Source organism: Pseudoalteromonas sp. MEBiC 03607, assembly GCF_004792295.1.
GTDB lineage: Bacteria > Pseudomonadota > Gammaproteobacteria > Enterobacterales > Alteromonadaceae > Pseudoalteromonas > Pseudoalteromonas lipolytica_C.
Genome location: NZ_SRRY01000001.1, coordinates 1763130 through 1775119, shown reverse-complemented (window position 1 = coordinate 1775119; position 11990 = coordinate 1763130). Strand labels below are relative to the sequence as shown.

Sequence of the window (11990 nt, the reverse complement as noted above, 5' to 3'; positions counted from 1 at the left end):
GGATCTTATGTCAGATTTAAAAACCATGATCGAAAACGCCTGGGACAACCGCGATAGCATCAGCCCAAGCACGGTATCAAGTGAAGTAAAGCAAGCGATTATCGATGCGCTTGAATTACTTGATAGCGGCGCTGCCCGTGTTGCTGAAAAAATCAGTGGTGAGTGGGTTGTACATCAATGGTTGAAAAAAGCGGTGCTACTGTCTTTTCGTATTCGTGATAACCAACCTATGAGCGATGGTGTTAATCAGTTTTACGACAAAGTACCACTTAAATTTAGCGACTACACACCAGAGCAATTCCAACAAGGCGGTATGCGTGTTGTGCCTAATGCAGTTGCGCGCAAAGGCAGCTTTGTAGGTAAAAACGTGGTGCTAATGCCATCTTATGTGAACATTGGTGCCTACGTTGATGAAGGTACGATGGTTGATACATGGGCAACGGTTGGCTCATGTGCACAAATTGGTAAAAACGTTCACTTGTCGGGCGGTGTAGGCATTGGTGGTGTACTTGAGCCACTGCAAGCAAACCCAACGATTATCGAAGATAACTGTTTTATCGGTGCACGCTCTGAGATTGTTGAAGGCGTTGTGGTAGAAGAAGGTGCGGTTATTTCAATGGGTGTTTACATCAGCCAAAGCACGCGCATCTATGACCGTGAAACAGGCGAAACTCATTACGGCCGAGTACCAGCGGGTGCAGTTGTTGTTCCAGGTTCTTTACCGTCAAAAGATGGTTCGCACAGCCTATACGCTGCTATCATCGTGAAAAAAGTTGACCAGCAAACTCGCGAAAAAGTAGGTATTAATGCCCTACTTCGCTCGATTGATGAATAACAGAACTGAGCTGTAAGTTTAAAAATTTAAGAAGCGCGATACTAACTAGTTTCGCGCTTTTTTACTTAAAACTGAGCGCTTAAGCCTTAAAGCTCCCTGTTAAATTGTTACATCTTATTTCAAATACACATTTTATCGCGAATTAACGGCTATTCAGCGTTACTCCTGACATACATTTCATTTACCTCACTGGCACTTTTTTTACATCGCACTACAATGCACACAAACTGATTTTGGAACACACACAATGAACCTGACACGTAGTTCGCTGAAGAACCCTGCGAGTGTTATTGTCATCTTGGTGTTGATTATGTTGTTTGGCATGTTAAGTATTTTTAAATTGCCAATTCAGCTCACACCAGATATTGAGCAACCGCAGATCACTATTTTCTCTGGCTGGCGCCAAGCTGCACCTGAAGAGATTGAATCAGTGATCATTGAACCGCTCGAGAACGCGGTAAAAAACACCCCGGGTGCGCTAGAGGTTAATACTTACATTAACCGTGGCAATGGCTCTATCACGTTAACTTTTGCTGTTGGGCAAAACATGCAACAGGCGATGCTTGATGTATTAACTAGCCTTAACCAAGCGCCGCCTCTGCCGTTAGATGCATTTGATCCTGTGGTTTTTGCTGGCGGTAATAATGGGGAAGCCGCTGCAACGTTACTGGTCACTCCAAAAGATTTTAATAGCGACAGCCTTGATTTAGACATGGCGCAGTTCCAAAAACAAATTGATGAATTTGTTGAGCCCCGTTTGGCACGTATTCCTGGTGTTGCTCGCGTTGACTTAGCCAGTGAACGACCAAAAGAATTACGTATTACCTTTGACCCTCACAAAGCCGCAGCACTTGGCGTCAGCCTTGACCAAATCAGTAATGTATTAGCCAGCTCACGCGATACCTCAGGTGGTCTTGCCAATGTTGGCCGTCGTCAATATACAGTTCGCTTTACGGGGCAATATGATTTATCGAGCATGGCACAAATGCGCGTTGGCTATTCAGGCGATAGACCTATTTACCTTGGCGATATCGCAAGTGTAGAGCGCACTTTTTCTGACCGTTTAGGGATGAGTGGTCGAAATGGTAAACCCGCGTATTACATTCGTATTTCGCGCGCTAACGAAGCCAATACCGTTGCCCTACTCGACGAAATAAACCTTGCCATTAAAGAACTAAACGAAGGGCCGCTGGCTGAAAATGGCTTATCGATTGAATTAAGTTTTGATGCCTCAGTGCATATTCGTAATGCCTTGTCGTTGGTTAAAAGTAACTTAGGTCTAGGTGTTTTGCTGTCGTGTTTAATCTTGTGGTTGTTCTTTAGGGGCTTAAAGGCCACGTTTGTGATTGCAGCGACAATTCCTGTCTCTTTGTTAGTCGCGTTTTTAACGTTGAATATTTTTGACCGCAGCTTAAATGTTATTTCACTGGCCGGCCTTGCCTTTGCTGTTGGCTTAGTACTTGATGCCGCCATCATAGTGCAAGAAAACATCGCAAGGCTCAGAAGCGAAGGCTTTGATACTAAAAAAGCCGCGCTAAAAGGCGCAGCTCAAGTAACAGGTGCCTTATTTGCCTCAACCACCACCAGCGTTGCTATCTTCTTGCCTATTTTATTTATGGCAGGTATTGAGGGGCAGTTATTCTCTGACTTGGCGCTTACCTTATCCATTGCTGTAATTGCCTCTATGATTTGCGCAATTACACTTATTCCGTTGGCTAATCACTTTTGGCCAGACAAAGAGCTAAAAGCGGATCCTTATAGTAAATATTGGCATAAGCTAACTAACTTCATCATGGCGCTTACCAATACCCGCGTTAAACAAATAGTATGGATAGTGTCGTTATTAGGTGGCTCACTCGTCGCGACCATGACCATGCTACCTAAAACTGATTTTATGCCGCGCGCACCAACCGATGGCTTTTTCTTTAACTTAAACACCCCGCCAGGTGGCAATGTGCAATTTATGGAAGAAGAGCTGCTGATGCGTATTAAAAAGCGCTTAATGCCTTATTACACAGGTGAAAAAGAGCCGGGGATAAAAGACTTTAACTTTTATGCTTTTGGTTCGAATGCTGGCGGTTTTATTTATTCTGCCGATCCACAACGTGTTGAAGAATTAATGAAGGTTGCCCGAGAAAAAATCTTCATTGATTTACCCGACACTCAAGTATTCTTCTTTAGAGGGTCGATGATCCAAGTTGCTAATGGTGGTGATGGTCGCAATATCAATATCGATTTAACGGGTCCGAATATGGACGAGCTAATAGCCGGTGCTAATGTGGCGCTGCAAGCTGTCACCGAAGCAATGCCGAATGCCACCGCAAGGCCACAACCACGACTCGATATGGCAGAGCCAGAACTTAGGCTCACACCAAATGACCGCCGTATAACCCAAGCAGGGCTAACTCGTCGTGACGTATCTCAAGCAGTGCAAGCCTATACAGGTGGGTTATTTGTTAATGAATACTTTGATGGCAACGAACGCATGAACGTGATTTTGCGCGGCATACCGTGGCAAACTCCAGAGGAGCTTAAAGCACTGCCCATTGTAACCCCGCAATCAGGTATTCAAACCTTAGGCGAACTTGCCAATATTGAGCGCACCGTGGGGCCAACCCAGCTTAGACGTGTTAATGGCCGTCGTACCGTGAGTATTGTTGTCACGCCACCAGCAGATATGAGCTTACAACAAGCGCAAACCATTCTCTCAGAGCAAGTTATGCCGAAAGTTCGTGCAAGCTTGCCCGACAGCTCTGGCGCGATTTTGGCGGGTAACGCACAAAAGATGAATTCGGCCATGCAAGAAATGACAATCAACTTTATCTTGGCTCTGTTTATTTTATTCTTGCTAATGACCGCATTGTTTAAGTCAGCCAAAGACAGCGCGTTAGTTTTACTCGTCATGCCATTGGCAATTGCAGGCGGTGTACTGGCCCTATTTGTACTTAACTTATTTACCTTTCAATCGCTCGACTTACTGACCATGATTGGCTTTATTATCTTGCTGGGTCTGGTGGTAAATAATGCCATTTTATTGGTTGATCAAACCCGTGTCGCGATGGCCGCAGGGCTCAGCCGAGAAGACGCTGTTCGCCAAGCTGTGCTACTGCGCGCAAGACCCGTTTACTTAAGTACCTTAACCAGCTTATTTGGCATGCTGCCACTGATGCTAATGCCGGGGGTAGGATCAGAAATTTACCGTGGCCTTGCCACTGTGATTGTCGGCGGCATGGCCATTAGCGCCCTATTCACCCTGATATTAATGCCAAGTTTATTACAACTTGGCAGACAACTGCCGCCCGTTAATAACAAAAAGCAACCAGAAAAAACGCCTTTAAGCTTGGTATCGAATCAATGAGTATTAAAACAATGAACACACCTTTTCGTAAATTAACCGCTCGCTTTTGTGCGTTATTCAGTCTTATCGCATTTAACGCCTTTGCAGTCGTACCTGTTACAGTAGAAACCGTCACACAAGCTCCGCTGACAAGCGAAATTGAAGTTAGCGGCACTTTGTATGGCAAAGATGATGTAACCCTAACAGCAGGCGTTAGCGGCCGTTTATTATATGTTGTTGAGCCAGGCACTCTGGTTAAAAGTGGCGACACCCTAGTTCGTATGGACACCTTACCGCTTGAACTTGAAAAAGCACGCCAGCAAGAAATGCTCAACCGCGCCAAAATAAACCTACGCTTATATCAACAAGAGCTCGCTCGTTTACAAAAGCTCGCCAAAGCCAGCAGTGCCGCAGCAAGCCAAGTCGATGATATGCAAAATAAGCATGACCTTGCGTTATCTGATATCGCACTGGCTAAGGTTGAATTAAAAGTGATAGACGATCAACTTTCGCGTGCAACCGTGCGCGCTCCATTTGATGGCGTGATCAGTGAGCGTTTTAAACGCGCTGGTCGCGAAATAAATCGTGCTGATGAACTGATCACCCTGCTCGATATTAATAACTTAGAAGTGCGTTTGTACGTGCCTGTTAAATACTTAAAGTTTTTACACAAAGGCATAGAGTTACCGATTCAAGCCGGCGACTTATCAGCCCCTGATATGACAACAGCCATTGTAACAGCGGTGATCCCATCAACCGATCCGCGTTCACAAACCGTAGAAGTACGTGCCTTACTTCCAAATGATGCCGAGCAAACATGGGCAATTGGCCAACTGGTGGATGTAGCCGTGCCACTAAAAAGCAAAGGGGATGTACTACTGGTGAATCGCGATGCGCTGATCTTACGCAAAAAAGGCACCCATATCGTCAAAATCGACAACGACAACAAAGCCCTGCAAATTCCAGTAAAAGTCGGTAATGGTAAAGATAAACTGGTTGAAGTCACCCCGACTTCTAACATCACCTTAAATGCGGGCGATAAAGTCGCAGTACGCGGCGCCGAGCAACTACAAACCGGGCAAGAAGTCGAAGTTCAGGTAAAGCAATAACTAGTTAGCTATGTAAGTAATAGACTGCCAGCAAATGAATATGTCGTGAGCTGGCAGTTATAACTATTTCAAAGATCAATACCTCTTCACTTTATTGCAAACAACCATACCCTTTTAATGAAATTTCTTGAGTATTCGCGCCGCTTTGGTTTTTATGTTGAATGATTAAACGTGAATCTTGGCTAGTAAACGTAAAGGTTCCGAGCCAAGGTAGCTGGGCAATTGGTTGCAGGTGGTAAAAACCATTGGCATCAAAGCATATAAATGAGAATTCATGATGTACCGGGGCAAATACACCATAATCAGCGGTAAATACAGCAATGTTGTCTTGCAGCATAAAGTGTTTCGCTTGCGTGCCCGCCACCAAATACCAAAAGCATATTGCTGTCATCATCACCACTTGTAAACCGCCGAGTAAAAAGACTGCAAACTTAATAATACGGGTCGATTTACTGGCTTCCATATAAAGGCGCTTTGCTTTAAGTAATAACCAAAGCCCAATGGCAACCATAGTGAGCTTTATAATCATCAGCGCCACGCCTACTTGATACATCAGCTTAGGGCTATGCCATTGAATGCCAAATGTTTGCGGGATAAACAAGCTATCAATTAAGGGCAGTAAAATGAGTAGGAATGGCAGAATAAGCGCTTTGTTTTTCATTCTTTACTTTTCTAGTGTTCTTGCATAGATAAGTGCCTAATGTTAATTCTTGGGCTCTAAAAAAGCAAAAAGGCGCAACCTGAGGTTACGCCTTTTATCGTTCTGGGCAGAACTTAAAATTAATCAATATCTGCATAAGAAGATATCTCTTGATTATTATAAAATGATGTTATGAGGCTATCTTGGAAATAGCATATAGATAGAACGACTTGAAAGCGCATACCACCAAAACTTCTTGTATCAACCTCATGGTGTATTTCTTTATTTTGAAGATCTGCATTCAATCTTATTAACAAATCACTTAACGGCTTAACTGGTTCCCATATCTTACTCGTATACCATAGTTGATATAACTTATCGTCGCGCTCAACATAAATTGCTTGTAATACTGGCATGTTCTGTCCAAAGATACTGCCTGGCTTACGAGATTTGATTACCATTTTTGTAAACGAAAACTCACCATTTTCATTTGTAAATGTATGCTCTAGTTGTTCTTTACCATCTTTGTACCCATCATATGCTAGGCTTCTTGCTACTTGCACACCTGATAATGGCTTACCCCCATCAGTTATTCGACCTGATACCTCCGGCGACATTTCTACAGTATGCAATTTAAATCGACCAAACATAGCTTGTACCTCAAGTGGCTTTAGTAAAAGTAAAAGATAAAGGCAAATATAAGCTGATAATATGATATGGCGTAAAAAATAAAAGCTCTGGGTTTGAGTGCTTTCTACAACCTTAGAGGAATAAACGATAAACCACCTTCCCTAGTATTTACCTATATAAGGTTCATGCTAGCCTTTTTATGAAGTCCCTTCAAGTAGGGTGCTGAAATCAGAACTAAAAAAGCAAAAAGGCGCAACCTGAGGTTACGCCTTTTATCGTTCTGGGCAGAACTTAAAATTTACAGTGCAGCGAATACATCGTCTGTTTTAGCAGCACAGATAAAATCATTTTTGTGTAACCCTTTGATAGAGTGGCTCCACCAAGTAACAGTTACTTTGCCCCACTCGGTTAACAGACCTGGGTGGTGACCTTCTTCTTCAGCCATATCGCCCACTTTATTAGTGAACTCAAGTGCTTGCTTGAAGTTTTTAAACTTGTAAACACGCTCTAATTGCATAATGCCGTCGCGCACTTCAGGAACCCAATCTGGGATCATTTTGATCAATTCTGCTAATTCAGCATCAGAAACTTTTGGCGCATCCGCACGACACGCTTCACACTTTTGTGTGCTTAATGAAGACATTATAAATCCTTAACTTGCTAATTTTTCTTTAGGAGGAAACTTTGGCTCATGTAGCCCTAATTCTTTTGCTTTACTCACCAGCGACATGATATCCATTTGTGAAATATCAAATAAGTCATTGATTGAGTTTATGGTGTAGTACACAGGCTGCATAATATCAATACGATAAGGTGTACGTAATACATCTAGCACATTCATCGCATTGATTTCAGGCTTATCTGAGTACACATACTGTGTTTCGCCTGGGCTTGATAAAATACCACCACCATAAATACGCAGACCCTGTTCGGTTTGCATTAAACCAAACTCAACAGTAAACCAGTACAGGCGCGCTAAATAAACACGATCTTTCTTTTCAGCGGCATAACCTAACTGACCATATTTGTGCGTAAACTCAGCAAATGCTGGGTTGGTAAGCATCGCACAATGGCCAAAAATCTCGTGGAAGATATCTGGCTCTTGTAAATAGTCAAACTCTTCACGACTGCGAATAAAGGTCGCAACAGGGAACTGCTTGTTTGCTAATAATCGAAAGAACTCATCAAAATCAATCAGTGCTGGAACAGGCGCGACTTGCCAGCCCGTTGTTTCGAGTAGCACTTCGTTGAGTTCACTAAGTTGTGGAATACGATCTGTTGGTAAATTAATTTTCTTAAGACCTGCTAAATATTCATCACAGGCTTTACCTTCTATGCAAGCGAGTTGGCGAGCAACTAGCTCAGACCATATTTTATTTTCTTCTTCGCTCCAATGGATAACCCCATTTTCATCAGGTTGCTTGGAGGTGTAATTACTTGCTTTAGCCATAATAACCTTCTTCGTTAAATCTTGATCAGCATTGATCAGAATCTCATTAACTTGTTAAGACGATACTATGTAAAAGTAAGCTAAATTTTAATAGTTTTGGCTGTTTCTAAGGTTTGCAGAAACAGCCCCAACGTAAAGATTAAATTACACCAAAGGATCTAAAAGTTTACACACCCCGTTTTTAAAGGTATTAAGGCAAGCAAAACCGTAAACTTAAAATTACAACCTAACCAATGAATGTAAATGCAGTTTTAAGATCGTTAATAATGTCGTTAACATCCTCTAGACCAACTGATAGTCGAATTAGACCATCACTTATCCCAGCTGCTGCTCTTTCTTCTGGTGTATAAGGCGAATGTGTCATCGATGCAGGATGTTGAATGAGGGTTTCAGCATCCCCTAAACTGACCGCCAGAGTGCAAAGCTGGGTGTTATTTATGAATGTTTCGCCATCTTCTAGGCTGCCTTTAATTTCAAAGGCAATAACACCTCCAGCCGCTTTCATCTGCGAGCCAATAAATTTATGACCCGGATGTGATTTAAGTCCTGGATAATAAACTTGGCTTACTAGCGGGTGTTGCTCTAAATATTCAGCAACTATTTGGGCACTCGCACAGTGACGCTCCATGCGCACAGCAAGGGTTTTTAAACCGCGATTAATTAACCATGCATCATGAGGGCTAATCGTTGCACCAATATCTTTTAGCACCGTCATTTTGATTAGGTTGATATGCTCCTCTGTGCCACACACAAGCCCAGCTACCACATCACCATGGCCATTTAGGTATTTAGTTGCGCTATGCACCACAATATCAATACCAAACGAGGTCGGTTGCTGTAGCAGAGGCGTTAAGAAGGTATTGTCGATAACGCTTATCAATTGATGCTGCTTGGCAACATCAGCAATTAAACTTAGATCAAGCACCGCCATGGTCGGATTAATTGGCGTTTCTGCAAAAATCATTTTTGAATTGGCTTTAACCGCACCGCGAAGTTCAGCTTCATTGGTCATATCAACGAAAGTGACTTCGATACCAAAGCGCGGCAACATGTGAGCAAAAAATGCAAAAGTACAACCGTATAACGCACTTGATGCGACTAGGTGGTCACCTTGTTGTAAAAAGCTAAGCACAGACGCAGACACGGCTCCCATACCGGTCGCTGTGGCAGCCGCTGCTTCACAGTTTTCTAACTGAGCCACTTTTTGCTCTAGCTCTTGCGTTGTTGGGTTACCTAAACGGGTATAAATAAAGCCCTGCTCTTCACCGGCAAATCGGGCTGCACCTTGGGCGGCATTAGCAAAGGAGAAGGTAGAGGTTTGGTAAAGTGGCGCACTCAGTGCGCCGTGAGGATCGTTTGGTTTTTCTGGACCATGAATACATTGTGTATGTAAGTGATGCTTAGTCATTGTGTGTTCTCGTTTTTATTATCAGTACTTCATACTCATAAATAAAACGTAGATACCCACAATGCACAAGCATGCCGGATGCTCAGATGGCTAAATATCACTCAGCTGTTTTTATTAACTGTACACAAAAGTTGTCATTTTGTATTTTCGGTCTCTTTGTCACCCGTGCGTGAGGCAATTTTACGGGCAATACTATTGGCGGTTTCTTTCAGCAAACTGCGCTTATGCTCTAAACGAGGTAACGGGCGGCTAAGCTCCATCGCTTTATACCCTATACGCGCAGTAAAAATACCTGCACTTAGCCCTTGCGCTGCACGGCCCGACAATTTCCCCAGTAATTCAGCGCTTAGTGCCGTTGCTGCTAAATCTGAGACTAACTCTGCACTACCAACAAACAGTACCTGTTTCACTAATAAGCGATACAATTTAATACGGCTTGCATAACCAAAACCAATACCGTAAATACGGCCAATTTGCTCAATGAGCTTAGTGCCACGCCATAGCACCGCCATCATATCGACTAAAGCCAGTGGGCTTAGCGCCACCAATAAGCCAGACTCAGTGGCAAAACGGTTAATCAGTTTTTTCGCTTGCTGATCTTGGCTTACCAATAAACTATCGGCGTATAAGGTCATGATTTCTTTATCGGTATGGTGACTTGCTATTTGCTGCTTAAACTCTTCAAACCCTGTAAGCTCCTGATGTTTATTAAGCTTTTCAAGCCACGGCAGTGCTTCACCTACTTGCTCGCTATTGAGTAAACGGTCGGCCTCGGTACGATGCAATTGATTACGCTTTAAACTTCTTAACATGCGGTACTCGCGCCAAATAACACGAGCAATTAGTAGTACACCACTAAGAACTGCCGTTAAATACACCGAGCCTAAAATAATTGATTGCTGAAACGTCACAAATAGTGACATCGCAAACTCAAGTAACACTAACGCTAAAAAGCTAACAACAAACACCCCCTTTAGGGTTTGCCATTTCGACTTTTTATACACAGGCTCAAGCTCAATGCTACCTTGCTGATCTTCTTCAGTATCGATAAATTCGGCGTTTTCTATGACTTTAGCAACAGTTAACTCCTCTGCTGTAGCTTCGTTACTTGCAGAGCTTGAAATACGACGACCAGCCTGAAAGTTCATCTCCTTTGGTTGCTCACTCATGTTAGTTTATCTCCTATCAGGTACTGCATGACATGATCTAAACGAATATGCTTTAACCGTTTATCAGGGCATGGTAGTGGCGAAAACGATAAGAACTCAAAGCCTTGTTTTGGCCACTCTTGTTTGTTGAGAAGGCGTGATGGTGGCTGCGGCGGTAAATACGTTAGCCATTCTTGCTCGCCCAAAGGTTTGCCATAAATACAGGCTAACTGCTGGCCTTTTTCAGCCACTTGGCGCGGCTCTGTAGCGCAGATAGATGACATTGCCATGGTTTCGATTTGCACGCCTTCGAACTTTAAGTGATTCGTTTGGTCATGCACGATTGAATCAAGCAATAGCGCTAAATCTTTGTGATACTGAGCACTAATATGATCTGACTTATTGGCCGCAAACAGTAGCTTGTCGATGTTTGGTTTAAACAAACGTTTAAAGAAGCTTGCTTCACCATAATTAAAGTGCGCCAGCAACTGGTTAATAACACGACTTTGCTCATGCAGCGTTTCGCTACCTTCATTCAAGGCACTGAGCACATCCACCAGCACAATTTGTCGGTCAAAATGACGAAAATGCTTCTCGTAAAAAGGTTTTACAACCTCTTTTACATAGGCCTTATAGCGCTTTTTAAGATGCGCTAGATTTGACCCTTCGCTTATATCGTCAGGCACATTCGCAACCGGGAAAAACTGTAATAACGGCGCGCCTTTTAGCTCACCGGGCATCAGCATGCGACCAGGTTGTAACATGGCAAGTTTGGTGTCTTTTTTAAGGCCGAGCAATAGCTGCTGATAGAGCGAAGCAACATCAGCAAGTTTACTTTCATCAACACTGGCTGATAAATCAAGTTCAGCAAGGGCTGTTAAAAATGGCTTAGCCTTTTCGTTACGGGCTGTTTGCTGCAACAGTGAGTATTGTGACTCACACCAATCAGCAAATGATTGCTCTAGCATTGGTAAATCAAGTAGCCATTCACCTGGGTAATCTATGATGTCTAAATAAAGTGTTGATTGCGGTGCGAAGTGACCACGTAGCCCCGAGTTACTTTGGTACTTAATTGCTAAACGTAGCGTATTTATGCGCTCGGTAGAGGCAGGCCATGTTGGCTCACCTTCAACAGGTAACAACGCCGATAATGCATTGTTATATTCAAATGTCGGTATTGTCAGTGCTTGCTGCGGCACAATTTTTGTAGCGATATGACGCTTTTCGCGCATCACATCAAAAAAAGGTAAGTTTTTTTCGTCAGCTTGACTTGTTAGGTGTTTAACTAAGGCTGTAATAAACGCGGTTTTGCCACTGCCACTTAACCCCGTGACGGCTAACTTCACGTGTTGGTCTAAACTACGATGAAGGGCTTTTTCCGCTTTATTTTTTAACGAATTAAAGGTGTTCTTTGCAAATGATTGGCTCATAAA

The 11990-nt window shown here is 43.2% G+C and carries 10 protein-coding genes; 3 read left to right on the top strand and 7 right to left on the bottom strand.

The window, feature by feature from the left end; translation table 11 throughout:
• The first annotated feature begins 7 nt into the window (after positions 1–7).
• The 3 genes from dapD (at position 8) to E5N72_RS08130 (ending at position 5281) form a co-directional block, all read left to right on the top strand.
• Positions 8–835, top strand: a complete 828-nt coding sequence (dapD, locus tag E5N72_RS08140) for a 2,3,4,5-tetrahydropyridine-2,6-dicarboxylate N-succinyltransferase (RefSeq protein WP_063706839.1) — start codon at positions 8–10, stop codon at positions 833–835.
• A gap of 247 nt (positions 836–1082) precedes the next feature.
• The gene (locus tag E5N72_RS08135; RefSeq protein ID WP_135924002.1) at positions 1083–4193 is read left to right on the top strand and encodes an efflux RND transporter permease subunit; all 3111 of its coding nucleotides are present in this window, start codon (positions 1083–1085) and stop codon (positions 4191–4193) included.
• Positions 4194–4204: 11 nt separating this feature from the next.
• The gene (locus E5N72_RS08130) at positions 4205–5281 is read left to right on the top strand and encodes an efflux RND transporter periplasmic adaptor subunit (protein WP_135926256.1); all 1077 of its coding nucleotides are present in this window, start codon (positions 4205–4207) and stop codon (positions 5279–5281) included.
• Between the two features lie 91 nt (positions 5282–5372).
• Here E5N72_RS08130 and E5N72_RS08125 read toward each other — a convergent pair whose 3' ends face one another.
• From E5N72_RS08125 to E5N72_RS08095, 7 genes are all read right to left on the bottom strand, one after another.
• On the bottom strand, positions 5373–5942 hold the full coding sequence (locus tag E5N72_RS08125) for a hypothetical protein (RefSeq protein WP_135924001.1): 570 nt from the start codon (positions 5940–5942) through the stop codon (positions 5373–5375).
• Between the two features lie 119 nt (positions 5943–6061).
• On the bottom strand, positions 6062–6571 hold the full coding sequence (locus E5N72_RS08120; protein WP_135924000.1) for a DUF6795 domain-containing protein: 510 nt from the start codon (positions 6569–6571) through the stop codon (positions 6062–6064).
• 278 nt (positions 6572–6849) lie between these two features.
• Entirely contained in the window at positions 6850–7194 is a 345-nt protein-coding gene (locus tag E5N72_RS08115) for a 4a-hydroxytetrahydrobiopterin dehydratase (protein WP_036969771.1), read from the bottom strand.
• A gap of 9 nt (positions 7195–7203) precedes the next feature.
• Positions 7204–8001, bottom strand: coding sequence for a phenylalanine 4-monooxygenase (gene phhA, locus E5N72_RS08110; protein WP_054553132.1), 798 nt, complete (start codon positions 7999–8001; stop codon positions 7204–7206).
• 226 nt (positions 8002–8227) lie between these two features.
• Positions 8228–9409, bottom strand: coding sequence for a methionine gamma-lyase (gene megL / locus E5N72_RS08105; RefSeq protein WP_135923999.1), 1182 nt, complete (start codon positions 9407–9409; stop codon positions 8228–8230).
• 134 nt (positions 9410–9543) lie between these two features.
• Positions 9544–10578, bottom strand: coding sequence for a TIGR01620 family protein (locus E5N72_RS08100; protein WP_135923998.1), 1035 nt, complete (start codon positions 10576–10578; stop codon positions 9544–9546).
• Positions 10575–11987: a YcjX family protein gene (locus tag E5N72_RS08095; protein ID WP_135923997.1), complete on the bottom strand. Its 1413-nt coding sequence runs from the start codon at positions 11985–11987 to the stop codon at positions 10575–10577. The genes E5N72_RS08100 and E5N72_RS08095 overlap by 4 nt, the downstream gene beginning before the upstream one ends.
• Positions 11988–11990 lie beyond the last annotated feature (3 nt).

Excerpts from the sequence above, each read along its gene's own strand:
- dapD (WP_063706839.1), top strand. The coding sequence starts at position 8 with ATGTCAGATTTAAAAACCATGATCGAAAACGCCTGGGACAACCGCGAT.
- E5N72_RS08095 (WP_135923997.1), bottom strand. The coding sequence starts at position 11,987 with ATGAGCCAATCATTTGCAAAGAACACCTTTAATTCGTTAAAAAATAAA.
- megL (WP_135923999.1), bottom strand. The coding sequence starts at position 9,409 with ATGACTAAGCATCACTTACATACACAATGTATTCATGGTCCAGAAAAA.
- E5N72_RS08135 (WP_135924002.1), top strand. The coding sequence starts at position 1,083 with ATGAACCTGACACGTAGTTCGCTGAAGAACCCTGCGAGTGTTATTGTC.
- E5N72_RS08100 (WP_135923998.1), bottom strand. The coding sequence starts at position 10,578 with ATGAGTGAGCAACCAAAGGAGATGAACTTTCAGGCTGGTCGTCGTATT.
- E5N72_RS08125 (WP_135924001.1), bottom strand. The coding sequence starts at position 5,942 with ATGAAAAACAAAGCGCTTATTCTGCCATTCCTACTCATTTTACTGCCC.
- E5N72_RS08130 (WP_135926256.1), top strand. The coding sequence starts at position 4,205 with ATGAACACACCTTTTCGTAAATTAACCGCTCGCTTTTGTGCGTTATTC.
- phhA (WP_054553132.1), bottom strand. The coding sequence starts at position 8,001 with ATGGCTAAAGCAAGTAATTACACCTCCAAGCAACCTGATGAAAATGGG.
- E5N72_RS08120 (WP_135924000.1), bottom strand. The coding sequence starts at position 6,571 with ATGTTTGGTCGATTTAAATTGCATACTGTAGAAATGTCGCCGGAGGTA.
- E5N72_RS08115 (WP_036969771.1), bottom strand. The coding sequence starts at position 7,194 with ATGTCTTCATTAAGCACACAAAAGTGTGAAGCGTGTCGTGCGGATGCG.